Annotated in this window: 17 protein-coding genes; 3 read left to right on the forward strand and 14 right to left on the reverse strand. The window is 73.2% G+C overall.

The genetic code is table 11. From position 1 onward, the window contains the following. Window positions 1–7 precede the first annotated feature (7 nt). Window positions 8–2,326 carry a hypothetical protein gene (locus tag ACIRQY_RS30180; RefSeq protein ID WP_403930978.1) on the reverse strand — a complete coding sequence of 773 codons (2,319 nt, stop codon included), beginning with the start codon at window positions 2,324–2,326 and terminating at the stop codon, window positions 8–10. 14 nt (window positions 2,327–2,340) lie between these two features. Further along, window positions 2,341–2,769 (reverse strand): hypothetical protein, encoded by a 429-nt coding sequence (locus ACIRQY_RS30185; protein ID WP_351782859.1) that lies wholly within the window; start codon window positions 2,767–2,769, stop codon window positions 2,341–2,343. 431 nt (window positions 2,770–3,200) lie between these two features. Here ACIRQY_RS30185 and ACIRQY_RS30190 point away from each other — a divergent pair, with 431 nt between their 5' ends. From ACIRQY_RS30190 to ACIRQY_RS30200, 3 genes are all read left to right on the forward strand, one after another. Continuing rightward, window positions 3,201–4,235: a serine/threonine protein kinase gene (locus ACIRQY_RS30190; RefSeq protein ID WP_403930980.1), complete on the forward strand. Its 1,035-nt coding sequence runs from the start codon at window positions 3,201–3,203 to the stop codon at window positions 4,233–4,235. Between the two features lie 292 nt (window positions 4,236–4,527). Then, entirely contained in the window at window positions 4,528–6,705 is a 2,178-nt protein-coding gene (locus tag ACIRQY_RS30195) for a protein kinase (protein WP_403930982.1), read from the forward strand. A 76-nt stretch (window positions 6,706–6,781) separates the two neighbouring features. Beyond that, window positions 6,782–8,881 (forward strand): serine/threonine-protein kinase, encoded by a 2,100-nt coding sequence (locus ACIRQY_RS30200; RefSeq protein ID WP_403930984.1) that lies wholly within the window; start codon window positions 6,782–6,784, stop codon window positions 8,879–8,881. A gap of 97 nt (window positions 8,882–8,978) precedes the next feature. Here the strand turns inward: ACIRQY_RS30200 and mycP are convergent, their stop codons facing one another. The 12 genes from mycP to ACIRQY_RS30260 form a co-directional block, all read right to left on the reverse strand. Beyond that, window positions 8,979–10,208, reverse strand: a complete 1,230-nt coding sequence (mycP, locus tag ACIRQY_RS30205; protein WP_403930986.1) for a type VII secretion-associated serine protease mycosin — start codon at window positions 10,206–10,208, stop codon at window positions 8,979–8,981. A 23-nt stretch (window positions 10,209–10,231) separates the two neighbouring features. Further along, window positions 10,232–11,764: a hypothetical protein gene (locus tag ACIRQY_RS30210; protein WP_403930988.1), complete on the reverse strand. Its 1,533-nt coding sequence runs from the start codon at window positions 11,762–11,764 to the stop codon at window positions 10,232–10,234. Between the two features lie 47 nt (window positions 11,765–11,811). After that, complete coding sequence (locus ACIRQY_RS30215; RefSeq protein WP_403930990.1) at window positions 11,812–12,246, reverse strand: hypothetical protein; 435 nt, start codon at window positions 12,244–12,246, stop codon at window positions 11,812–11,814. Window positions 12,247–12,420: 174 nt separating this feature from the next. Then, entirely contained in the window at window positions 12,421–14,742 is a 2,322-nt protein-coding gene (locus ACIRQY_RS30220) for a xanthine dehydrogenase family protein molybdopterin-binding subunit (protein WP_403930992.1), read from the reverse strand. After that, window positions 14,739–16,865, reverse strand: a complete 2,127-nt coding sequence (locus tag ACIRQY_RS30225) for a 2Fe-2S iron-sulfur cluster-binding protein (protein ID WP_403930994.1) — start codon at window positions 16,863–16,865, stop codon at window positions 14,739–14,741. Before ACIRQY_RS30225 ends, ACIRQY_RS30220 begins: the two co-directional genes overlap by 4 nt. After that, window positions 16,862–17,737, reverse strand: a complete 876-nt coding sequence (locus ACIRQY_RS30230; RefSeq protein ID WP_351782883.1) for an FAD binding domain-containing protein — start codon at window positions 17,735–17,737, stop codon at window positions 16,862–16,864. Before ACIRQY_RS30230 ends, ACIRQY_RS30225 begins: the two co-directional genes overlap by 4 nt. A 225-nt stretch (window positions 17,738–17,962) precedes the next feature. Continuing rightward, window positions 17,963–19,612, reverse strand: coding sequence for a beta-N-acetylhexosaminidase (locus ACIRQY_RS30235; protein ID WP_403930995.1), 1,650 nt, complete (start codon window positions 19,610–19,612; stop codon window positions 17,963–17,965). Window positions 19,613–19,616: 4 nt separating this feature from the next. Beyond that, the gene (locus ACIRQY_RS30240; RefSeq protein ID WP_351782889.1) at window positions 19,617–20,456 is read right to left on the reverse strand and encodes a carbohydrate ABC transporter permease; all 840 of its coding nucleotides are present in this window, start codon (window positions 20,454–20,456) and stop codon (window positions 19,617–19,619) included. Beyond that, window positions 20,453–21,415 carry a sugar ABC transporter permease gene (locus ACIRQY_RS30245; RefSeq protein ID WP_351782892.1) on the reverse strand — a complete coding sequence of 321 codons (963 nt, stop codon included), beginning with the start codon at window positions 21,413–21,415 and terminating at the stop codon, window positions 20,453–20,455. Before ACIRQY_RS30245 ends, ACIRQY_RS30240 begins: the two co-directional genes overlap by 4 nt. Window positions 21,416–21,420: 5 nt before the next feature. After that, window positions 21,421–22,725, reverse strand: coding sequence for an extracellular solute-binding protein (locus tag ACIRQY_RS30250; protein ID WP_403930998.1), 1,305 nt, complete (start codon window positions 22,723–22,725; stop codon window positions 21,421–21,423). 562 nt (window positions 22,726–23,287) lie between these two features. Continuing rightward, on the reverse strand, window positions 23,288–23,581 hold the full coding sequence (locus tag ACIRQY_RS30255) for a DUF3039 domain-containing protein (RefSeq protein ID WP_351782898.1): 294 nt from the start codon (window positions 23,579–23,581) through the stop codon (window positions 23,288–23,290). 29 nt (window positions 23,582–23,610) lie between these two features. Continuing rightward, entirely contained in the window at window positions 23,611–24,171 is a 561-nt protein-coding gene (locus ACIRQY_RS30260; RefSeq protein ID WP_351782901.1) for a YqgE/AlgH family protein, read from the reverse strand. Window positions 24,172–24,449: the final 278 nt, after the last annotated feature.

Raw genomic sequence — 24,449 nt, forward strand, 5'->3', positions numbered from 1 at the left:
CTCTGTGTCACTTGTTCCTCGTCAGGTTCTGGACGTCCGTGCCGCCCGCGTCGTAGGAAGCCTCGATCTCACGCATCAGGTCCTGCCGCTCCTTGAGCGTCATGCCGTAGTTCTCGGCGAGGTTGAGGACCGGTACGGCCGCACTGCTCTCACCCGCCGCTCTGACCTTCATGACCGCGTCGTCGGCCTCGTCGTCGTTCTTGTACTCGTTGTCCTTCAGGTACTGCAGGGTGTCCGACGCGTAGCCCGTACTGACCGCGGAACCCACGGTCTCCATCACGAGCGGCACCGCGGTCGCCGCCACGAGTCCGGCGGCCGGGCCGAGTACCACGGCGGATCCGACCCCCACGACCGCGGCGACGCCGCCGCTGACGGCCGACTTGCGCCACTCGGCCTGCTGTTCGAGCTTCAGATTCTTGGCTTCTTCCTCGTCCTTGAAGTCGAGGGAGATCTGGGAGATGCGCGACTCGTCGAGGATTCCGTGCACCTTGGTGGCGTTGTGGGCGAAGGTGAGGGCGGTGTCCTTGTCCCCTTCCAGGGCCTTGATGCCGCTCGCCTCGAAGACCTGCTGCGCGGCGGACAGCGACTTGTACCCGTCCTCGTCGCCCGCCACGGCGTTCATGAACCTGAGGCTGGCGCCTCCCCCGAAGTCCGTACGGGAACTGCCGTCGCTGCTGGCGGGGAAGAGCTTGTCCCTGCCCAGGGAGTCGCCGGTCTCGCCGAAGTTGTACGTCGAGTAGTTCAGGTCGTCGATGTAAGCCGCCCCCATCCTGCCCAGGCTGTCCATCAGCGGCTTGTGCTGCTCTCGCAGCTCCGTGCTCGTGCCGTACGAGTCGATGACCTGCTTCATGATCTCGGCGGACTTCTCGTCGCGGTGGAGCTGGGGGTTGGGGTCGTCCCAGCCGTGGCCCGTGGTCGCCGCCTCCAGGGCGTGGCCGAGGGCGTCCGGCATGAAGGCCATGGACTTCTTGGCCTCGTCCGGGTCGTGCCCCTCGATGTCCATGAAGAACTCGTAGTCCTTGTTCTGGAAGTACTCCAGGTAGCCCTGCTGATTGCCGTCCTTCTTGCCGTTCAGGTCGACCGTGCCGCCGACGCTGCCGTCCTTGTTGTACGACGTCGGGTCCTTCGAGAAGAACTCCTTCGCCGCGTCCGGGCTGTGCCCGAGGGCCTCCAGCATCGAGACCACCGGGTCGTAGCCGGAGCCGTTGACGCCCGAGGGGTTGAAGAGGTTCTTCTCCCAGCCGCCCATCCGCCTGCTCTGGCCGAAGAAGTCGGGGTCCTTCGCGTGCAGCTGGGTGACGTGTTCGGCGATCGGGACCAGGAACTTCTTGTCGTAGTCGCCGTAGCGCATGATGCCGCCGAGCAACTGGTAGCCGAACGGCGGGTTGTTGTCGTACTTGATCAGCGGAATCCGCTCGGTGCCCAGCTTGCGCATGTCCGCGGACCACTTGTCGGTCCACCCGTCGCCGCCCTGCGTGGCGGTCGCCAGGTTGAGGCCCAGGTTCTTCTGGAGCGCCTGGACGTCGGCGAGGCGCTCCTTGTCGACCTTCGAGTAGTCGTAGGTGTCCGTGGACAGCTGCCCGAAGAACGCCAGGGCGCCCTTGGGGCCGAGGTGGTCGTAGAAGGTGCGGGAGAACTCCTTCGAGCCGCTGTTGTCCGCGAGCAGTTCGTTGAGCCGCACCAGCTCCTCGTGGCTGATGTCCCGGCCCTTCTTGGCCAGGTCGGCGGCGCGCTGCGCCTCCTCGGCGTCGAGGCTGCCGTACTTCGGGGCGCTGAAGTTGTTCCGGTCGCCGGTGATGTTGGCCTTGAGCGCGTTGGAGCAGGACTCGTCGGCGTCGTCGCAGGTCTCGACGATCGCGTCGATCCGCCGCTGCATCGCGTCGATGTCGGCGATCTCCTGGCTGACCATCATCCGGAAGTCGGGGTCGTGCCGCATCCCCTGGTCCTTGGTCTGCGACAGCGGTTCGACGGCCTCGACCCTCCCGCTGGAGGTGACCCTGAAGCGCTTGGCGGGGGCGTCGGTCTCGACGATCTTCTTGAGGTCGTCCTTCGCCTTCTTGAAGGCGTTGTAGCCGTCGAGCAGGACCTTGTGGATGCCGTCGGCGGCCTTCGCCGCGTCGTCGAACTCCTTCGCCGTCTTGTCCACGAACGGCTTGGTGACCTCGGCGTTCACCCCGCGCCAGTAGTCGTCCCTGGCCTTCGCCGCCATGGTCGTACGGGCGTCCTCGGCGAGCTTGTCGAGCTTGCCCTTCATCGCGGACCAGTCGTCGGCGGCGGACTTCATCTTGTCCAGCGGCGCCTGGTACACGTTGTCAAAGGTCAGCACAGCAGGTCCCCCGCCTACTTGAAGTACTCGTTGATCTTGGAGGCCGCGAGGGCCGCCTGGATGTCCGCCTCTTCCTTCGCGTGCGAGGCGGCGCTGTAGTCGAGGTGGTTGGAGATGTTGGCGCAGGCGTCGAGCAGCGTGTTCAGCTGCGAGCTCCACGTCTCCTGGACGGTCGCCATCGCGGACCCGGTGCGGAAGCCGTGGCTGGACATGCCCGTGGCCGCCTCCGTGGTGTTCGTACGGGCGTGGTTCCCGTCCGTGGCGAGCCGTCCGTGCAGCGCGTAGGCGGCGCTGCCGATGGCTCCCAGCTTGTCCTGGTCGACGCCGAGGTCGGCGTTCCCGCCGCCGTTTCCGCCCGGCTCCGGAGGGACCTGGTTGAGCCGCATACTGACGGTGGCCGTGGACGTGGTCCGGACGGACGCCCACTCCTCTTCGAACGACATGCTCCACCCCCGCTGATACCGCTGTGCTCACGCGCCCGTTCGGGCTTCGCCCCCGCAAGTTCGGCATCTGCGGAAGCACCGCGATCGTAGCCGCAGGGAACTCCGTCCGAGCACTGTCGGCGCGGATTCCGCCCCGTCAGGGAGATCTTCACGCGGTACGCGCTCCCGCTTCACCTTCGCAACCCGGACAGCCCGGACTTTTCCCGGACCCGGGGCCGTCGGCCCCCCTCCGGACACCCCCTCCGGGCACGGCCGCCGCCCTCCTCCTCGGTAGGCTCGGCCCGCCCCCGTCGCCACGGGGCGCACGGACGACGGGGGAACGGGGAACGGGAACAGTGGAGCGGTCACGCGCTGAGCGGACGGATCGGACGAAGCCGACGGGGCAGGCCGAGCCGGTCGAGTCGACAGACCCGACAGACCCGATAGAGCCGATGAAGCGGACGGAGCGGACGGAGCCGGGACACGAGGGGCAGGAGTACGCGCCCCCGCGCGAGCCCGGCCCGCGCGAGTCCGGCCCGCGCGCCTCCGGCAGCCCCGCCCACTCCCCCGCGCACAACCCCGCCCCGCACGCCCCCGCGACTGTCCCCACCCCCCACGACCCCACCCGCCACATCGGCCCCTACCGGCTGATCACCCGGCTCGATCCGCCCCGACCCGCCCCGCCCTGCCGCCGGTTCGTCGCCCGTGCGGCGGACGGGGAGCGGACCGTGCTCCTCAGCGCCCCGCTGCCCGGCGCCGACCCGGCCCGCTTCGCCGCCGAGGCCGATGCCGCCCGCCGCCTCACCGGCCCCTGGACCGCGCCCGTCACCGAGACCGCCGCCCCCGGCGAACCCCCTTGGTACGCCGTCCCGTACGTCCCCGCCCTGCCGCTGCCCGTGGCCCTCGCCGTCCACGGCGGCCCGCTCCCCGAGGCCACCGTCCGCGCCTTCGGCGCCGCTCTCGCCGAGGCCCTCGCCGCCGTGCACGCCCAGGGGCTCACCCATGCCGGGGTCTCCCCCTCCGCCGTCCTCCTCACCGCCGACGGACCCCGGCTGACCTGCTACGGGGCGGTTCGGGCCGCCGCCGCCCACGACGGCGAGCCCCGCACCGGTCTGCCCGGCATCGACCCGGGGTCCCTCGCCCCCGAGCAGTCCTCGGGGGGCCGCCCGCGCCCGCCGGGGGACGTCTTCGCGCTGGGTGCCGTCCTCGCGTACGCCGCCACCGGCCACACCGTTCCCGAGCGGGACGAACTCCCGCCCGCGCTGCGGCCGGTGATCTCCGCCTGTCTGGCCCGCGACCCGGCCGACCGGCCCACCGCCGCCGACCTGGTCTCCGCCCTCGCCCCGCCCACCGCGCACGGGACCGTCCTGGACCCGGCCGGTTCCCCGCTCGCCCCGGGCTGGCTGCCGGGCCGGGTGGTGGCCGCGCTGGCCCGCCAGTCGGCGGAGCTCCTCGCGGTGGAACTCCCGGTCCCGGCAGGACCGTGACCCTCCCGCTGTCACCGGACCCCCGGATACGGGAGGGGTGTACGCCCCTCCCCTGGCCGAACTCCCGGCTCCGGCCTTGGCTCCGGCTCCGGCTCCACCTGCGGCCTCGGCCTCGGGAGGGCCGCACCTCCCTGCCTTTACGGAACTCCCGCCCCTGGAAGGGCCGCGCACCCCTCCTCCTTCAAGGGAACTCCCGGCCCCGGTAGGGCCACATCCCCCTCACTTCACCGCCCCCTCTCCCCCGGTGGGCCGTGCACTCTCCCCCGCTCCCGGACCTGACGGACGTCTTCCCATGCTGTCGCCCCTGACCCACGACGACCCGGCCGCCGTCGCCTCGTACCGTCTGCTCGCCCGCCTCGGCACCGGCGGCATGGGCACGGTCTATCTGGCGCGCACCCCCGGCGGCCGTACGGTCGCGCTCAAGACCGTGCACGCGCGGCTCGCCGCCGACCCCGCGTTCCGGGCCCGGTTCCGGCTCGAAGCCGACGCGGCCAGGATCATCGGCGCCCGTCACGGCGCGGCCGTCGTGGCCGCCGATCCGCTCGCCGGGACGCCGTGGCTGGCCACCGAGTACGTCCTCGGACCGCCCCTGGACGACGCCGTCGCGCTCGGCGGCCCGCTGCCCGAACCGACCGTCCGCGCCCTCGGCGCCGCGCTCGCCGGGGCACTCGCCCAGCTGCACTCCTCGGACGTGGTCCACCGCGACCTCAAGCCGTCGAACGTCCTCGTCACCGCGTACGGCCCCAAGGTCATCGACTTCGGCATCGCCCGCGCGGCGGGCGACGACCACCTCACCCGTACGGGAGCGGCGGCCGGAACGCCCGCGTTCATGTCACCCGAGCAGGCGGGCGGACAGGAACACCCGCCCGCGGGTGACGTGTTCGCGCTGGCGGGCGTTCTCGTCTTCGCCGCGACCGGCCACGGCCCCTTCGGCACCGGCTCCCCCGCCGACCTCCTGTACCGCGTCCGGCACGCCGAACCCGACCTCACCGGCGTACCCGAACCCCTCCTGCCGCTCCTGACCGCCTGTCTCGCCAAGGACCCGGCGGCCCGCCCCACCACCGCCGTCCTGGCCGACCGGCTCCACGACGGCCACGGCGAGTTCGCCGACCACCTGCCGCCGCTGGTCCTCGCCGACATCGCCCGCCGCGCGCACGACGTCTGGCTGCCCGCCCCGCACCGCCTCCCGGCCCCCTCGACCGCCGCCGTCACCCCGGCCGCACCGGCGCCGCCCCCGCTCTCCCGCCGCCGCCTCCTCATGACCGGCGGCGCGACCCTGCTCGGCGTCGCCGGGGCCGGATTCGGCCTGAAGGCGTGGATGGCGGCCCGGGACGTCCCGCACCGCTCCGGCGGCGCACCGGCCCCCACCGGCCCCACCGCGGTCCCCGCGACGACCGCGTCCGACGGATCGCCCACGGCCCTGTGGCGGGGCGACTCCCTGGACCGCGAGGAAGGCCTCACCCCGCTCCTCGCCGGGGGCGTCGTGGGCGTCGCGGAGACGGTGTCGTTCCGGGCGCTCGACCCGAAGGACGGGCGCGCGCTGTGGGAGGACCGGATGGTGAGCGACCCCCGGCAGATCACCACCGACGGCGGCCTGTTCTACGCGTCCGGCTACCCCTCCGACGGCAGCTCGGCCCTGGTGGTCCGCACGCTCGCCGCCCGCACCGGCGAGGAGGCGGCCCGGACCATCGTGCTGAAGGAGTACGAGGGTTCCCCGTTCGGCACGGAACTCCTCACCGCGTCCGGGGGCGTGCTCTACGCGGCGTCCCGGCGGGGCGACAGGGACGCCAGGGACAAGGAGAGCGGCTGGCATCTGCTCGCCGTCGATCTGCGCACCGGCCGGGAGGTCTGGCGGCAGCCGTACGCGTGGGGCAATGTGCGCCCCTGGCTGTGCCGGATCGTCGGCGACCGGCTGGTGCTCGGCAAGAACAGCGACGACCTGACGTCCTTCGACGTCCAGGCGAGGGATCTGCGCACCGGGCGGCGGCTGTGGCGGCGGACCGTCCCGCTCCGCGAGTCCCCGTCCTACCGGCCGGGCCAGCTCGCCGCCGACGACCGGCACCTGTACCTGGGCGGCGACCGGCTGCGCGCGCTGCGGCTCTCCGACGGCGGCGTCGCCTGGGAGTACGGCGGGGGCTCCGCCTTCGGGCTCCCCGCCGTGTCGGGCGGCCTCGTCCACGCGAACGAGGCGGGCCGGGGCCTCGTCGTCGTCGGCGCCGACCGGGGCGCGGAACGCTGGCGGGAGGAACCCGGCGGCCGGGCCCTCACCCCGGGGCTGCTCACGGTCCCGGTGGTCGGCACCCGGTACGTGTACGCGCCGGTCCGGGGCGGACTGAGCGCGGTGGACCGGCGGACGCGCCGCTCGGCGTGGGTCTTCCCGACGGACGCCACCCGGTACGTCGTCGACGTCCCCGGACGGCGGATCGTCGGCGCGGGAGCGACCTCGGTGGTGGCGCTGCCGTACGCGTGACCGCGTCCCCCTCGATACGTCCCCGGGCGGGCCGGGCCCCTGTCCGCTCCTCCGTCCGTCCGACCTGGAAGTCCCCATGACCCCACAGCCCCTCGCCACCGGCGACCCCCTCCGGCTCGGCCCGTACCGTCTGCTCGGTGTCCTCGGCGAGGGCGGCATGGGCAAGGTGTACGTCGGCCGGGACGCCGACGGGCGGCCCGCCGCCGTCAAGGTCCTCCGCCCCGAACTCGCCCACGACCCGCACCTCGCCCTGCGGTTCGTCCGCGAGGCCGCCATGGCGCGGGCCGTCACCGGCGAGGGCGTGGCCCGGGTCCTGGGGGCGGAGACGGAGGGCGGACGGCCGTGGATCGCCGCCGAGTTCCTGGCCGGGCCGACGCTCGACGAGGCCGTCCGCGCGTACGGGCCGATGGACGGGCCCACGGTCCGCGCGCTGGCCGCCCGGCTCGCCCTCGCCCTGCGGGACGTCCACGCGGCCGGACTGGTCCACCGTGACCTCAAGCCCGCGAACATCGTGCTCACCTCGACGGGCCCGCGCGTCATCGACTTCGGCATCGCGCGCCCCGAACACGGCCTCACCCTCACGACGACCGGCCAGATCCCCGTCACCCCCGGGTACGGAGCCCCCGAACAGGCCCTGGGGCAGCGCGTCGGCCCCGCCTCCGACGTCTTCTCGCTCGGTGCGGTCCTCGCGTACGCGGCGAGCGGGCGCCGCGCCTTCGACGGCGGGCACGTGGCGGCGGTCCAGTACGCGGTGGTGCACGGCGAACCGGACCTGAGCGGGGTGCCGCCGGAACTCCGGGAGCTGATCGGGCCGTGTCTGGCGAAGGACCCGGCGCTCCGCCCGCACCCGGTGCGGATCGCGGAGGCGTTCGCGCCGCCGAAGCGCGCCTCCCGGGTCTGGCGCGAGGGCCCGCTCGCGGAGGACATCGCCCGGCGGGAGACCGCCGTACGACGGCTGGTGGCACCGCCGGACACCTCCGTGCCGTCCTCCGGTCCGTCCCGGCGCCGCTTCCTCACCGGGGCGGCGGCGGGCGTGGCGGTCCTGGGCGCGGGCGGCGGCGCGGGCGCCTGGTGGTGGCTGGGCCGGGAGGGGAAGCCTCCGGTGTTCGACGTGCCACCGGCGGCGGTGGTCCCGGAGGCCGCGTTCCTCTCGGCCGTGGACACCGCGCCGGGCGAGGTCCCGAAGACCCTGTGGGGTCCCCTCGACGTGGCCGCGCCGGACGGCGGGCTCCCGCTCCCCGTCCGGGACGTGCTGGTGGTGCGGGCGAGGACGGGCGGGCTGCTCGCCCTCTCCGTCACGGACGGCGCGGAGCGGTGGCGGGCCCCGGACGTGGCCGCCGGCACCGGTTTCGTCTCGGTCGCGGACCGGCTGGTCGTCGGCGTCGGGAAGGAGGGCGCCCTGCACGCGTACGTCGCCGCCACCGGCGCCCCCGTCTGGCGGACCGGTGACGGTGTCGACGACGTCCTCGCCGCCGACGGCACCCGGGTCTACCTGGTGACCGAGGACGACGAACTGCGCGCGGTCGACGCCTGGACGCTCACCACCGCCTGGACCCGCCCCATGCCGTCGCCGCGCTCCCCGATGGGCCCGGCGAAGGCCGCCGTGGGCCGTGGACGGCTGGTGGTGCACGGCAGGGACGGGCGGGTGGAGGCCCTCGACACGGCGACGGGCAGGACGATCTGGACGGTCGAGGGCCAGGGCACCCACGGCCAGGCGCCGTCGATCGGCGGCGGCGCCGTGTACCTGGGCGGTCCCCTGCTGATGGCCCGGCGGCTCGACCGGGGCGAACTCCTGTGGAAGGAGGACGCCGGTGACCTGGCCGACACGGAACCCGGCTGGGGCAGCCCGGCCGCCGACGGCGACTCCGCCGTGGCCGTCGAGGGCTACCAGGCGCACCGCTACCGCACCCTGCCCGGCGTCGACCTCCCGAGTGCGGAGTGGATGGAGGTCATGGACGTCCGGGGCGGCATCACCGCGCCGGTGGTGGAGGGCGCGACGGTCTGGCTGCCCGAGGGCGACGACAGCACCGTCCGCGTGGTCCACAAGGCCACGCACGCGGTCCTGTTCACCGTACGGATGCAGCGCGAGGGCCCCTACCGGATGGCGAGCGCCGCCCACCGCGTGTTCCTCGCACGCGGCGGGCGGATCGCGGCGATGCCGGTGTACGGGGTCTGACCCGGGCGGGTCGGGGGCGGGAACGGGTCGGACCCGCCCGTCCAAGGCGGGAACGGGTCGGACCCGCCCCTGCCGCGCCTCCCCGGTCCGGTGCCGCTCAGCCGCGCCGCGAGCGGAGTACGGGCACGGCGACGGCCCCGGCGAGCAGGACGGCGGCGCCGATGCCGAGGCCGATCCAGAGCCCGCCGCTGCCGCCCCCGGCGTCGGCGGCGGCGGCCTGCGGGGCGGGCGCCGTCGAGGCGTCCGAGGGGGCCGGTGCGCCCGGGGTGGAGGCGGAGGCGGACGGCCCGGGGGTCGCGGCCCCGGCGAGGTCGTCGATGGGCCGGACGTCGGCGGGCCCGGGGTCACCGGGCGTCTTCAGCGTCCGCAGCGGCCGGATGGCACCGTAACCGACGAAGTCACTGCGCTCCTCACCCTTGAGCGGCTTCGCGACCGTGTTCAGCATGACCTTCAGGACCTGGTTGTTGGTCCAGTCGGGATGCTTCGCCCAGAGCAGCGCGGCGGCGGCGGAGGCGAGGGCGGTGGCGTTGCTCGTGCCGGTGGACCTGCAGACTCGACCGTCGCCACAAGCCGCGACCGTGTCCTTGCCTGGAGCGACGAGATCGACTTGGGGTCCGTGCTGCGACATCGGGATGCGTGCCGCCTTGTCGTCGACGGCTCCGACTCCGACCACGCCAGGGGTCGCCGCCGGGTACATCAGTTCGTTGCCCTTCTCAGCGTCATTACCGACACCCGCAAAGATCAGCGACCCTTTGTTGAGGGCGTAGGTCACAGCATCGGTGAGCTGCTGTGACGTCGTCGCGACCGCGACGGAGATGTTGATGACCTTGGCCCCTGAGTCGGCCGCGTACCGAATTGCCTGAGGCATGATCCTGGTGAACTGCTCATCGGCCTCCGCCCGGCTCATCCCCCCGGAATCACCGCCCGGAACCCTGACCGGAAGGATCTTGGCGCCCGGCGCCAACCCGAACGCCCCCTCACCACCGTCTCGTTGACCCGAACCCGCGATGAGCCCCGCCATGCTGGTGCCGTGACCGCTGTAGTCCGTGTATTCGTCACCCGACTTCTCCGGGAAGAAGTCCTTGCCTTTGAGGACCTGGCCCTTGAGGTCGGGGTTCTCCCTGTCCACGCCGGTGTCGATGACGGCGACGGTGACGCCCTTGCCCGTGCTGAGCTGCCAGATCTCCTCGGCGCCCATGGCGTCCAGGTGCCACTGCCGTTCCCGGGCCGCGTGGGCGGGGACGGAAGCGATGCCGACCAGCAGCATCCCCAAGGCTGCCGAGGCGGTGACCCGGGCACGACTCCGCCGAACACTGCTGGTAGGCATCTGCTTCCGCTTCCTCGCGCTGATCAGTCGATGACGGGCGGCGCCACGCGGCGGCCCTGCTGCCAGGTCTCCTCGTCCTCGACCAGGTAGTCGGGACGCTCTCCGTTCTGCTCCTCGCGCTCGTCGGGCTTCGTCTGGCTCCCGCGCACGAGACCGGACCCACCGGGCGTGAAGGGACGTCCGGTGCCGCCGACGGCTCCGGCGCGCTGCGCCTTCCCGCCGACGACCCCGCCTGCCTCCCCGGCGAGCCTGCGCCCACCGCTGATGCCGCTCTGGCCCGCGCCCGCGCCGCCCATCGGACCGCCCATGCCGGGCGCGCCCATGGGACCACGTCCCATGCCCGCGCCCGCGCCGCCGCGCCCGGTCGGCTCGCCGCCGATGACGGTGCCGCGCGGAATGCCGGTGGCGGGACGGCCGGTGGTCTGGGGGACGGCACGTCCGCCGCTGATGCCCTCGCGGGGGCCGCCCCCGAGCGGGCCGAGTCCGCGCGCGCCGCCGGTGACCGGGCTGGTGGTGAGCGGACCGCGCGAGCCGGAACCGCCGGTGACCGGAGCGGTGGGACCCAGCGGGCCCGGAACGCCCTTCACTCCGAGCGGGGGCACGCCGGTGGGCACGAGCGGAGGCGTACCGCCGTCCGGCTTGGTGACCGGGGGCTGTCCGGTCTGCGTCGGGCCGGGCCCGGTGGTGGTCGGGTTCGGCAGGGTGTCCACGCTGTCGATGCCCAGGTCCACGGGGACTTCGGGACGGACCTCGGGCCGGACGACCCGCGTCGGCCCGGTGGTGTCCTGCGACGGCGGGACGACGTTCGTGTCGGCGGGTGGGCGAGAGCCGCCCGGCTGGTCGTACACAGCCGTGGAGTTCTGAGTGGAAGAGCCCGTACCGGTACCCCCTCCGCGTCGCCCCGAGGAGCCGGCATGCACGTAGTTGCCACCGACCATGTCGTTCTGCGCGGGCACGAAATCCCCCGGCGGCGGCGGAAACGTGGGCGGTTGCAGGCCCTTCATGTTGTACGAGGACCAGGTGTACGCGCCGGAGAGCTTCTCCAGTTCGGCGGCGGCCTCCTGCTGGTTGGCCCGCTCCTTGGCCTCGATGGCCTTGAGGTCCTCGCTCGCGGCCATCGACTTCTTGGCGTTGTTCGCGACGGTCGCCGAGTCCGGGTCGTTGCGGTACTTGATCGCCGCCGCCAGGTTCTCCTTGGCGGAGGCGTGCGAGGTGTAGCGGGGTGTGGTGTTCTGCGCGGTGGCGATGGCCAGGGCCGCGTGGTCCATCCAGGTGGCCGCGCCGGAGCTGTAGTCGCCCAGGGAGTGGGTGGAGCTGATGACGCTCTCGGCCCACTTGGTGAACGCCTTCTCCGCCTCGCCCTCCCACGCCACCGAGCTGGTGCGGGTCTTGAGCGCCTCGGCGATCTGGTGCAGTTCCGTGGACGCCTCGTTCAGGCGGCCCGCCGCGCTCCCCACGTAGAACGAGCTGGCCTCGTCCAGCCACGCCAGCATCTGCTGGTGGGACATCGAACGGAAGTCGGTGCCCCCGCCTCCGCCGCCCTCTGCAGGCCTCATCCTTCGCCTCTTCCCCCGTGTGTGCTTCTGGTCCCGTCCCCGGCGCGTTACCTGAAGGTGCCGCCGCCCTCGGTCGCCCCGCTGCCCGTGCTGACGGGCACGCGCCCGGCTTCCACGTCGGCCTGGCGCTTGGCGTCCTCGGTCCGCTGAGTGATCTGGAGCATCTTGTACCGGGTGTCCTCGTCGAGCTGCTCGAAGCCGTCCTTGGACGCGACGACCGCGATGCCGAGGCCCTCCAGGCAGTCGCGCAGCAGGCCGGAGAGTTCGACCAGCTGCTTGAGCACCGTGTTGTACGCGTCGTACACGCCGGCGGCCTCGGACCAGGCGGCGCCGCCGCCGCCGAACTGGGCGCGCACCACCGGGTCCGTGTTCATCTTGCCCTTGTCGGCCTCCGAGGAGGTGAGCTTCGTGATCAGGGCGTCGATGCTCGCCTTGAACTCGGTCATGGACTCCGAGTTGTAGAGCACGGCTTCCCTGCTCATGCCGTACATTCCAGGCTCATAGGGCCTCATGCCCGCGTTCCTCCCCCGTGAACCGCCGTGGCAGGGCGTCCGGGACCGCCTGGACGCCCTCCTGCCGAGTCTAGAAGTTCAACTGTAGCCAGGAACGACGACAGTACGCACCTCCCGGTTGCACAAGCAACGGACATCGCACGGTCACGAATGGGGCACGGCGACGGCCGCCTGGGGCCTGATCGGAAGGCGGTTGACCGGGCGTCCCGTCGCCGCGCGCACGGCTGAGGCCACTGCGGCGGGTGAGGTGACGACCGGGACCGCGCTCGCCGCCTTCGCGCCGAAGGGCGCGACGACGTCCCGCTCCTCGACAAGTTTCACGATGCGAATGTCCGGGGCGTCCAGGGATGTCGGGAGTGCGTAGCCCGTGAAGTCGGGGTGGCGGACCAGACCCCGGGTCGTACGGAGGTTCTCGGTGAGGGCCGCGCCGACGCCCTGGGTGACGCCCGCCTCGATCCGGGCGGCCAGCTGGGCGGGGTTGAGGACCCGGCCGACGTCCTGGGCGACGGCCATCTCCACGACCCGTACCGAACCCAGCTCGATGTCCACGTCGACCACGGCGCGGATCGCGCAGAACGCGAGACCCACGAACGCGTCGCCCTGGCCCGCCTCGTCCAGCGGCTCGGTCGGATGGGGGCGGCACTGGGCGGTCGCCCACAGTTCCTTGCCGTCCAGCGCCTCCGTGACCGTCGTCGAGAGGACCCCGTCGTACGAGGTGATCTTGCCGTCGTTGATCTGGAGCAGCTCCGTGGACATGCCGAACTGGTGGGCCAGCGGCTGGAGGAGCTGCGTCCGCACCATCTTCGCGGCCCGCTCGACCGCCCCGCCCGACACCCAGGTGTGACGGCCGTGCGCCGACGGTCCCGCCGGGGGCTGGTCCGTGTCCACGGGTGCCACGTGGACCTCCTCGATGCCGAGGGTGTCCTGCACGATCTGCCGGGCGAGCGTCGAGAAGCCCGAACCGGTGTCGACCGCCGAGCAGATGACGGTGGCCGCCCCCTCGTGGACCCGTACGGTCGCCGTCGAGACCTCGTCGGTGCCCTCCGCTCCCAGCATGTGGACCATGCCGAGCGCGTACCCCACGCCCCGCCGGACCGCGCCGGGTTCGCCCGCGCCCTCCGGTCCGCCGGGCAGCAGCCAGTCGTCCTCCGGGGTGTCCTTGGGGAGCGGCGGCAGCGGAAACTCCCGTACAGCGGAGAGGAGTTCGGCCACCGGAGCCGGGCAGGTCACGGTCTGTCCGGTGGGCAGGAGGTCGCCGGTCGCCATGACGTTCCGCATCCGGAGCTCGGCCGGGTCGACGCCCAGTCTCGCGGCCAGCCGGTCCATCTGCGCCTCGTAGGCCGCGCACACCTGCATCGCGCCCTCGCCCCGCACATGGCCGGACGGCGGGTTGTTCGTACGGACCGCCCAGCCCTCGACGAAGGCGTGCGGGACGACGTACGGGCCGCAGGCGAAGGCGACCGCCGCCGCGAGGGACTCGGACGAGAAGTCCGCGTAGGCGCCCGCGTCGAGCAGGATCTGCGCCTCGACCTTCACCAGGCGTCCCTCCGCGTCGGCGTGGTGCCGGTAGCGCAGCAGGGTGGGGTGGCGGTGGGCGTGGCCGAGGAAGGACTCCTCGCGGGTGGCCGTGAGCTTCACCGGGCAGCCGGTGCGCAGCGCGAGCAGGCCCAGCGGGATCTGGAAGCCGGGGTCCTCGCGGTCGCCGGTGGCGCCGGGGACGCCGGTGACGACCAGTTTGACCTGCTCGGGGGGGAGTCCGAAGCAGGCGGCGGCCAGGTCGCGGTCGGTGTGCGGGTCGGTGGAGGCGGTGTACAGCTCGACGCCTCCGTCGGGCCGGGGCACGGCGAGTCCGGCCTCGGCTCCGATGGGTGCCGGGTCCTGGCGGCCGATCCGGTACAGGCCCTCGACGACGATCTCGCCGGCCGCCGTCGGGTCGCCGAAGCGCAGCGGGATGTGCCGGATCAGGTTCCCGTCGGGGTGCAGGGGTTCGGCGGCGAAGGCCTTCTCCGGGTCGGTCACCGGTTCGAGCACCTCGTACTCGACGGTGATCGCGGCGGCGGCGAGCCGGGCCGTGTCGGGGTGGTCGGCGGCGACGGCGGCGAGTGCCTCGCCGTGGTGGCGGACCAGGTCGGAGGCGAAGACGGGCCGGTCGGCGACCCGGCGGCCGTAGGTCGCGGCGCCCGGCACGTCGGCGGCGGTCACCACGGCGCGGACGCCCGGCATCGCGGCGGCGGCGCTGGTGTCGACCGACAGCACGCGCGCGTGCGGGTGCGGGGAGCGCAGGATCGCCGCCCAGAGCAGGCCCTCGGCCCACAGGTCGGAGGCGTACGGGAAGGTGCCCTCGGTCTTCGCGCGGGCCTCGGCCTGCGGGAGCGAGATGCCGAGTCCGTGCGCGGCCGGTTCCCCGGCCGGGGCGCCCGAGAGGTCGGGGAGCGTGGGAATGGCGGTGGTCGCGTCGGTGCTCACGCCATGCCTCCGTCGTGCGTGGGGGGAATCTGGTGCGGGATCCGGGGTCCGTCGGCGGCCTCGTGCGCGGCGGCGTCCGCCTCGCGTCCGGCGACGACCTCCTGGACGGCCGCGAGCACGTTCTGGTAGCCGGAGCAGCGGCACAGGTTGCCCGCGAGGGCCTGGCGCGCCTCCAGTTCGGTGGGGGCGTGGTTGCCCTCCAGGAGGTCGTGCACGGTCATGCACATGCCGGGGATGCAGAAGCCGCACTGCACCGAGCCGCACCGGGCCATCGCCCGCTGCACGTCCGAGGGTTCGCCGTCGGACGCGAGGCCCTCGACCGTCCGGACCTCGCTGCCCGCCGCGGTGGCCGCCGGGACCAGGCAGGAGGCGACGAGACGTCCGTCGACCTGCACGTTGCACGCGCCGCACTCGCCCTGTGAGCAGCCGTCCTTGGCGCCCGCGAGGCCGAGCCGCTCGCGCAGCACGTAGAGCAGGGACTCGCCGATCCAGGACCCGGTGACGGGCCGGTCGGTGCCGTTGACCCGCAGGGTGTACGAGGTGTGGGGGTGCTCGTCGCTGTCGGTGGACGCGAAGGGGCCCGCGGCGGGTTCGGGCGCGGGGACGGGGTCGGTCCCGGGCTCGGGGACGACGACGGGACCGGTCGGCTGCCCGGGACCGGTCGCCTGCCCGGGGACGGTCGGCTGCCCGGGGGCCGGCGGACCGGCGTGCTCAGGCCGCTGCCCGCCCGCGTGTCCATCTACGTGTCCACCTGCGGAATCATCCGCGGAATCGCCCGCTCCGTGGTCACCCGCGGAGTCTCCCGCGACCTCCTCCGCGTGCTCGGCCGCCTGCCCGGAGCCGGGCCCGGAAGGGGAGCCCTGGCCGGAGTCGGGACCGGGCGCGGGGTCAGATGGGTGGGCCGCACCGGGCCCGTGGGGCGCGGCGGGCGCGTGGGAACCGAACGGTCCGTGAGGGTCCGGCGATCCGTGAAGATCCGGCGGTCCGTGCGGGTCGGCGGGGGCGGGCGTCGCGGATGCCTCGTGCGGCTCACCGGCTCCGGCGCTCCCGCCGGGCCCGTGGGCGTCTCCGGCCCCGTGGGCGTCTCCGGCCCCCCGGGGCTCTTCGGCCCCATGGGTCTCTCCGGACGCGTGTACGGGCTCGACCGCGTGGGTCTCGCCCAACTCATGGACCTCACCGGCCCCGTGGAGGACATCGGCCGTCTGGCCGGGGCCACCACTCCGTACCGGATCGACGGTCCCGTGGACCCCACCCGGACCGTGGACCTCACCGGGGCCGTGTGCCCCGCCGGAGCCGTGCTCCGGGGCCGGTCCCTGCGGGGGGACGGATCCGTGCGTCGGCTCGTCGCCCGGCACCGGCGGGCGCTCCTGTGACGGCGCCGGGCCCTGCTGGACCGCGTGCCCGGTCCCGTGGGGCACGCCGGAGGTCCGGGCCGCGCCGGAATCCCGCTCGGGCCCGTGCTCCGGCACCTGGCCGGGCGCGGGCCGGAGCGCGTGCTCCCGCTCCGCCGTCCGCGTGTGCTCCGCCGAGGGCGCGCGGCTGTCGCCGGGGGCGGGTGCCGGGTCCTCCGGCAGCGCCCACGGCGCGGGGGCGCCGCCCGGCAGGGTCGCGGGGGCCTCGGCGTAGGGGCGGACGGCCGACGCGGCGAACCCGCCCGGCGCGTCCTCCGGGCGCGGCGCGTCCGGCACCGTCCACTGGCCGGTGGCGCCCGGGTCGGGGGCCGTCGTCTCCGGGAAGTGCCACTCCGCCGTGGCGTGCGGGTCGCCCTGGCCGGGCTGCGCCGGGTAGGGGGCCGTCCGTTCGGCGTACCGCCCGTACGCGGGAGCGTCGAAGTACGGGACCTGCTCCTGGTAGGGGGGCTGCTCCGCCTGGGCCGGCACGTGGGCCGACCAGCCGCCGGTGGCGGCCTGGCCGTCCGGCGTCATCGGGGCGAGCGGCTGGAGCGGGGTGATCATCGGCGGCACGTAGCCGTGGCCGGGGGCCTCCAGCGGGACGCCCTCCAGCATGAACTCCGGCGGGAGCTGGACGAAGGCCGTCGCGTCCCCGTCGTACCCCTCGCTCTGCGGGATCGGTTCCCAGCCGCCGGGGCTCCCGCCCTGGTTGCCCTGCTGTTCGTTGCTCACGACAGTGCCCTCCCCAGTGCCCGTCGGGCGAGTGCGGCGACCGTGCGCCGCAGGTGCAGTACGGCCGGGGGCAACGCCTCGTCGCCCGGTGGGTCCGGGATGCAGGCGGCGGCGACGTACTCGCCGAACGCCGCGAGCGCCTCGGGGGCCAGGCCCCGGTCGTTGTCCCAGTCCACGAGCGAGGCGATCCAGCGCTCGGCCTCCAGCGGGCGCAGCGGCATCGGGGCGACGGCGCCGACCGCGCAGCGGACACCGCGCCGGGCCGGGTCGAGGACGACGGCGACGGAGGCGGTGGCACGGGCCGGGCCGGTGCGGCCGGTGGCCTTGACGAAGACCTGCGGGGCGTGGAGCAGCGGGACGCGGACGAAGGCGACGAGTTCGCCGGGGGCGAGCAGGTCGCGGCCCGCGAGCAGGTGGGAGACGGGGATCTCGCGGCTGCCGAGCGGCCCGAGGACGACGAGGTCGGCCTCCAGGGCGGCGAGGACGGGCAGCGAGTCGCCGGTGGGCGCGGCGGTGACGACATTGCCGCCGAGGGTGCCCGCGTTGCGGATCTGGGGCGGTCCCGCGGCGCGGGCGGCGGCGGCGAGGGCGGGGATGAGGGCGGCGAAGTCGGGGCGGCCCATGCGGGCGTGGGTGAGGCCCGCGCCGAGGAGGGCGTGGCCGTCCTGGTACTGCCAGCCGCGGATCTCGTTGATGCGGCTGAGGCCGACGAGTCCGGCGGGGCGGAGCTGGCCCTTGTTGACGGCGGCCATCAGGTCGGTGCCACCGGCGACGGGGACGGCGGCCGGCATCGCCGTGAGCGCCGCCACGGCCTCGTCGAGCGAGGCGGGCAGCGTCACGGACTGCGCCGTCTGTGGTGCGTGCGTGGTCAACCCGCTGCCCCTTCCCGGTGTCCCGGTGGTCCCCGAATGTGCCCGGCCGTCGCGCCTGCGTGTGGGCGTACCGTACGTGCTCACAGGCCGGACGTGGCAACTCTGGCACATCTTGGGAGCGGTCCGGCGCGAGGGTCCGCGAAGGACTGTTCCGTCCGGGACGCCCCGAGGAGGGACGGTAACTTCCGGTTCGCCGCTCTTGGGTGACGGGGACCACCGGGTGTCTCACACGTTCGGGGGCGTCCCTTCCCGGGGGCGGCCGATGATGCCGGGGCGCTGTTGACGGGCGTACGGTCCGGCGGGCGGGCGGTAGTCCACGCCGAGGGCGTCCAGGCGGCGGTAGTGGGTGGTCATGCGGCCTTCGAAGGCGGGGTAGTCGCGGGCTTCGGGGGCGGGCAGCGCGGACCAGGCGACCTCGGCGAAGGCGGCGAGGCGCGGGAAGACCTGGTAGTCGACGCGGGAGCGGTTCTCCATGACCTCGGTCCACACGTTGGCCTGGGTTCCCAGGATGTGGGCCGCGGCTTCCGGGGAGAGGCCCGGCGGGACGGGCTCGAAGCGGTAGACGTCCTCCAGGGTGCGGACGTACGCGATGGGTACGGGCTCCTCGTCGCCGGGGGCCTGCCGGTAGTCGAGGTAGACGTGCTGTTCGGGGCACATGACGACGTCGTGCCCGGCGTTCGCGGCGGCGATGCCGCCGCCGTAGCCGCGCCAGGAGGAGACGGCGGCGCCCTCGGCGAGGCCGCCCTCCAGGATCTCGTCCCAGCCGATCAGGCGGCGGCCGCGGGCGGTGAGCCAGCGGTCGAAGTGCCGGATGAACCAGGACTGGAGCTCGTTCTCGTCGGCGAGGCCGAGTTCGCGGATGCGGTCCTGGGCGGCCGGGGAGGCCTTCCACTGGTCCTTGGGGCACTCGTCGCCGCCGACGTGGACGAAGGGCGAGGTGGCTGCCGGGAAGAGGTCGAGGACCTCTTCGAAGACGCCCTCGTAGAAGCGCAGGACGGCTTCGGTGGGGGCGAGGACGTTGGGGTTGACGCCCCAGGTGTCCCAGACGGTGAGGGAGGCGGTGTCGACGACGTCGGTGTTGCCGAGTTCGGGGTAGGCGGCGATGGCGGCCTGGGAGTGGCCGGGGATGTCGATCTCGGGGACGACGGTGATGTGCCGTTCGGCGGCGTAGGCGACGATCTCGCGGATGTCGTCCTGGGTGTAGAAGCCGCCGTGCGGGGTGTCGTCCCAGAGCGGCGAGGCGCGGTGGCCCCACTTGCTGCGGGCGCGCCAGGAGCCGACCTCGGTGAGCCGGGGGTGGCGCTTGATCTCGATGCGCCAGCCCTGGTCGTCGGTGAGGTGGAAGTGGAAGACGTTGAGCTTGTGGGCGGCGAGGAGGTCGAGGTAGCGCAGCACCCCGTCCTTGGGCGTGAAGTGCCGGGAGACGTCGAGCATGAGGCCGCGCCAGCCGAAGCGGGGGCGGTCCTCGACGGTCACGCACGGGAGTTCACGGGCGCCGCCGCCGACGGGGGCGCCGCGGTACGCCTCCGGGCCGAGCAGCTGACGGAGGGTCTGGGCGCCCCAGAACACTCCGGCGGGGCCGCCGCCCTCGATGACGACGGCGGCCTCGGGGCCGCCGGTGGTGAGGCGGTAGCCCTCGGGGCCGTCCGCGCGTGCCACGTCCGGGCTGATCCGGAGGCGTACGGAGCCGGGTCCTGCGCCGTCGGTGAGGGGCAGTCCGGTGGCGGCGCCGAGGACGGTCCGCAGCCAGCGGGCGGTGGACCCGGTGCCGGGGCCCGCGTCGATCGTGGTGCGGGCGTCGAGGGTGAGGTGCCGGGGGCCGTCGGCCGGGTGCTCGACGGTACGGGGGGCGGGGATCAGGGCGAGGTCGGTCATCGCGTCAGTCCTTCACCGCGCCGCCGAGCCCGGAGACCAGACGGCGCTGTACGAGTACGAAGAAGACGAGCACCGGGATGGTCATCACGGTCGAGCCGGCCATGATGCCTCCCCAGTCGTTCTCGTCGGGCTTGAAGAAGACGAGGAGGGCCATCGGGAGGGTCGACTGCGAGGTGTCGCTGATGATGAACGACTTCGCGAAGAGGAAGTCGTTCCAGGTGGAGATGAACGAGAAGACGCTGGTGGCGACGAGGCCGGGGAAGACCAGCGGGAAGAGGATCTGCCAGAGGAAGCGGCTGCGGCTGGCGCCGTCGATCTGGGCCTGTTCCTCCAGGGCCTCGGGGACGGCCTTGACGAAGCCGCGCAGCATCCAGATCGCGAAGGGCAGCGAGAAGGCGATGTGCGGCAGGATCAGCGAGCCGAGGGTGTTGAGCTGTCCGGCGTCCCGCATCAGGAAGAACAGCGGGATCGTGAGGGCTTCCACCGGCACCATCTGGGCGACCAGGAACATGATCAGCAGGGTGGTGCGGAACTTGAAGCGGAAGCGGGTGACGGCGGTCGCCGCCAGGAAGGCGATGAGCGCCGAGGCGAGGACGACGGTGCTCGCGACGATCAGCGAGTTGAGGAAGTAGCGGCCGAACTCCTGCTGCTCGAAGACCCGCCGGAAGGAGTCGAGGGACGGGGACAGGGTCCACGGCCGGGGGTTCGTGGACTGGATCTCTCCGGCCGGCTTGAAGGCGGAGAGGACCATCCAGTACAGCGGGAAGGCGACGGCGGCGGCGACGAGGAGGGTGACGGCCTCGGCGGCGAGCCTGCCGGGCCGCCGGATGCGGAACGCGCTCACAGTTCTTCTCCCTGACGTCGCAGCAGGCGCAGGTAGACGAGCGTCACGGCCAGCAGGATCAGCAGCATGACGACGCCGATCGCCGAGCCCAGGCTGTACTGGGACGAGGCGAAGGCCTTCTGGTAGGCGTACACGTTGAGGACGAGGTTCTGGCCGGCGATGCCGCCGCCGTTCGTCATCACGTAGATCTGGGTGAAGACCTTGAAGTCCCAGATGATCGACTGGATGGTGACGACGACCAGGATGGGCCGGAGCATCGGTGCCATGACCGCGCGCCAGATCCGCCACTGGGAGGCGCCGTCGAGGGACGCGGCCTCCAGGACCTCGGACGGGATGGCCCGGATGCCCGCGTAGACGGTGACCATCACGAACGGGAACGAGCACCAGACGACTTCCATGAGGACGAGCGCGAAGGCGCTGTAGCGCCCGTACGTCCAGGAGAAGTCGCCGAGCCCGAGGAGCTTGTTGACGGGGCCGAAGTCGGGGTCGAAGAGGAAGACCCAGACGGTGGAGCCGGTGACCGCGGGCGTCGCCCAGGCGCCGAGCGCGGCCATCATCAGGACGAGCCGGGGCAGGGCGCGGACGCGGGTGAGGAGGACGGCGAGGGCGCAGCCGACGGCCAGGGTGGTGACGACGCAGGCGGCGGCGAAGACGACGGTGGCGAGGAGGACCTGCCAGAACTGGGGGTCACCGAAGAGGGCGGTGTAGTTGCCGAAGCCCTTGAAGGTGGTGGGTTCGCCGCCGCTGACCTGGGCCTGGGTGTACTCCAGGAAGGAGATCAGGCCGAGTTGGTAGACGGGGTAGACGAGGAGCCCGCCGATGACGACGAGGGCGGGCAGGAGGTAGAGCCAGGGGGTCCAGGCGCTGGTGCGGCGCGGGGTGCGGGGGGCCCGCGCCCCGCCGCGGGGGGCGGGGCGGGGGCCGGTGCCGGCCCGCTTCTCGGTGAGCTGGGTCGTCATGCGTCTCAGCCCGCCGGAGCGAAGGCGGTGTCCATCTTCTTCGCGGCGTCGTCGGCCGCCGCCTTGACGTCCTTACGGCCGCTGACGACCTCCTGGAACATCGTGGGCAGCACGAGACCGGCGTCGATCTGGCCCCAGCCGGCGGACGCGGGGACGAACTTGGTGCCCGCGCCGAGGGTGTCGATGAAGGGCTTCACGAAGGGCTGGCGCTGGGCGGCGGCGCCCCGGACGTCGGTGTAGGTGGGCAGGAAGCCCATGGCGTCGAAGAGGCGGGCCTGGCTCTCCTTGCCGGTGAGGGACTTGAGGAGGTCGACGGCGAGGCTGCGGTGCGAGGTGCTCTTGAGGACGCCGATGTTGTTGCCGCCCGCGAAGGCGGGGGCGATGGAGCCGGGGGTGGTGCCGGGCAGCGGGACGACGGCGTACTTGCCCTTGACGGTGCCCGCCTCGACGGCGGCGTGGCTGAAGTCGCCGCCGATGGCCATGCCCGCCTTGCCGGAGGCGAAGGCGGTGACGGTGGCGTTGCCGCCCATCTGGGCGCACTTGGCGGCGGGGCAGTTGTCGTCGCCGAAGAGCGAGGTGTACGTGGTGATGCCCTTGACGGCGGCCTCGCTGTTGACGGCGGCCTTGTAGGAGTCGCCGTTCGCGGTGGCGAGTTCGCCGCCCGCGGCCCAGACGAAGGGCATGGCGCCGTAGGTGTAGGCGCCGCCGACGGCGATGCCGTACAGCTCGGGCTTGGCCTTGCGGATCTTCTTGGCGGTGCTGACGAGTTCGGCCTGGCTCTTGGGGGCGGTGAGGCCGAGTTCCTTGAAGACGTCGGTGCGGTAGTAGAGGGCGCGGACGCCGACGAAGAGCGGGGCGCCGTAGACCTTGCCGCCGACGGTGACGGACTGCTTCGCGGTGGGGTCGGTGTCCTTGGCCTCGTCCCAGGCGCCGAACTCGGCGGTGATGTCGGCGAGTCCGCCGTCCTTGACGTATCCGGCGGTGTCGGTGTTGCCGTACTCGATGAGGTCGGGCGCCGACTTGGGGTCGTTGAAGGCGGCCTTGACGCGCTGGGCGCGGGTCTCGACGGGGATGTACTCGACCTCGACCTTGGCGCCCTTGTGCTGCTTCTCGAAGGTGGCGACGGCCTGCTGGACGACCTGCTCCTTGGGCTTGTTGCTCACCTCCTGGAAGAGCCAGACGCGCAGGGTGCCGGTCTTCTCGTCCGTCGTGGCCTTGCCGTCGGAGGTCCCCGGTGCGCAGGCGGTGGCGGTGAGACCGGCCAGCAGGAGTGCGGCGGCCGGGGCGGTGACGCGGGCAGGAAGCTTCATGACGGATCCCCTCCGAAGGCGTGCGTTGCAGCATGTGCAATGTGCGTTTCGTTCTGCACAACACGCGTGAGGTTAGGCGCGCCTCAGGCGGCCCGACAAGAGGTCTCGACCACCTCAACCACTCCGTGACCGGCGAAAGCATCCTGCGCAACGCCCGAAAGGACACGGTAAGGACGGAAACGCACCCGCCGCCCACCGCGTGGACCCGCCCGAAATCCCGGGCGGCGGCCCCGGAAAAAAACCGGAAGACCCGGGACCGGCTCCAGGTGACCCCCATGCCCCCATGTCTCCCGTCACGTCTCCCGTCATGTCTCCCGTCCCTCCTCCCTCCACCACCCCATCCCTCCATGACCCCAGGGCTTCAGGGCTTCAGGGCTTCAGGGCTTCAGGGCTTCAGGGCTTCAGGGCCCCATGAGGCTCCGGGCCCCATGGGCTCCGGGAGACTCCCCGAGGCGGGAAACAGCCCCCTCCCAAGACCCCGGAGACGCGGAACGGCCCCCGGCGCACGCACCGGAGTGCGCGCGCCGGGGGCCGTCCCGACGTGCCGGGAGGAGGACCGCCGCTACTTGTCCTTGCCGCCCTTGCCCTTGTCCTTGTCGCCGCCGCCCGCGCCCATGGACTCGTAGATCTCCTTGCACATGGGGCAGACCGGGTACTTCTTGGGGTCGCGCCCCGGTACCCAGACCTTCCCGCACAGCGCCACGACGGGCGTGCCGTCGAGGGCGCTCGCCATGATCTTGTCCTTCTGGACGTAATGGGCGTAGCGCTCGTGGTCGCCGTCACCGTGGGACACCTGCGGCGTCGGCTCGACGAGGGTTCCCGTACCTGCCCCGCGCTCGGGCTCGAGAGTGCTCATAACCGCCAAGGGTACTGAAAGCCGGGGCCTCAGTTGAGTGACGGGTCGTCGGGGTACGTGGCGATCATCGCCAGCTCCCCGCGCTGGCGCCGCAGCACCTGCCGCCAGAGCGTCTCGGGGCGGGGCGAGGAGACGTCCCCGGGCTCCGACTCGACCACGTACCAGGCGCCGTCGGCCAGCTCCGCCTCCAGCTGGCCGGGCCCCCAGCCCGCGTACCCGGCGAAGATCCGCAGCGCGCCGAGGGCGGGTCCGAGGAGTTCGGGCGGGGTCTCCAGGTCGACCAGACCGATCGCCCCGAACACCCGCCGCCAGCCGAGGGGTCCCTCGTCGCCGGGGATCACGGCGAGGCCGAGCGCCGCGTCGAGGGCGACGGGCCCGCCCTGGAAGACGACGCCGGGTTCACCGGCGAGTCCGGCCCAGGGGGCGAGGACGTCGCCGACGGTCACCGGTGTGGGCCGGTTGAGGGCCACGCCGAGCGAACCCTCGTCGTCGTGGTCGAGCAACAGCACCACGGCACGGTCGAAATTCGGGTCCGCGAGGGCGGGGGTGGCGACGAGCAGCCGGCCTGTGAGCGAGGACACCTCGGTCATGCGACACATGATCCCGCATCTTCGGCGCGCGCGGGGCCCGTCCGGCCCGAAGGGCGGGCGCGGTGACCGGCGGGTGAGCGGCGCCGCAGATCAGAGGGGACGGCGCGGTCCGCCCGGGAGGACGGGCCGGACCAAGCGGACGGTCACACTCCGCAAGATCACGGAAGCGGAGGGTGTTGTGCCGAATTCATTACATCTGCCAGGCCCCCCGGGGCACCCGATCGGGGTCTCCGGGACCCTTACCCTTTTCACTGGCCACCCGACCGACCCCACTCCGG

The sequence above is a fragment of the Streptomyces sp. NPDC101490 genome, assembly GCF_044767145.1.
GTDB lineage: Bacteria > Actinomycetota > Actinomycetes > Streptomycetales > Streptomycetaceae > Streptomyces.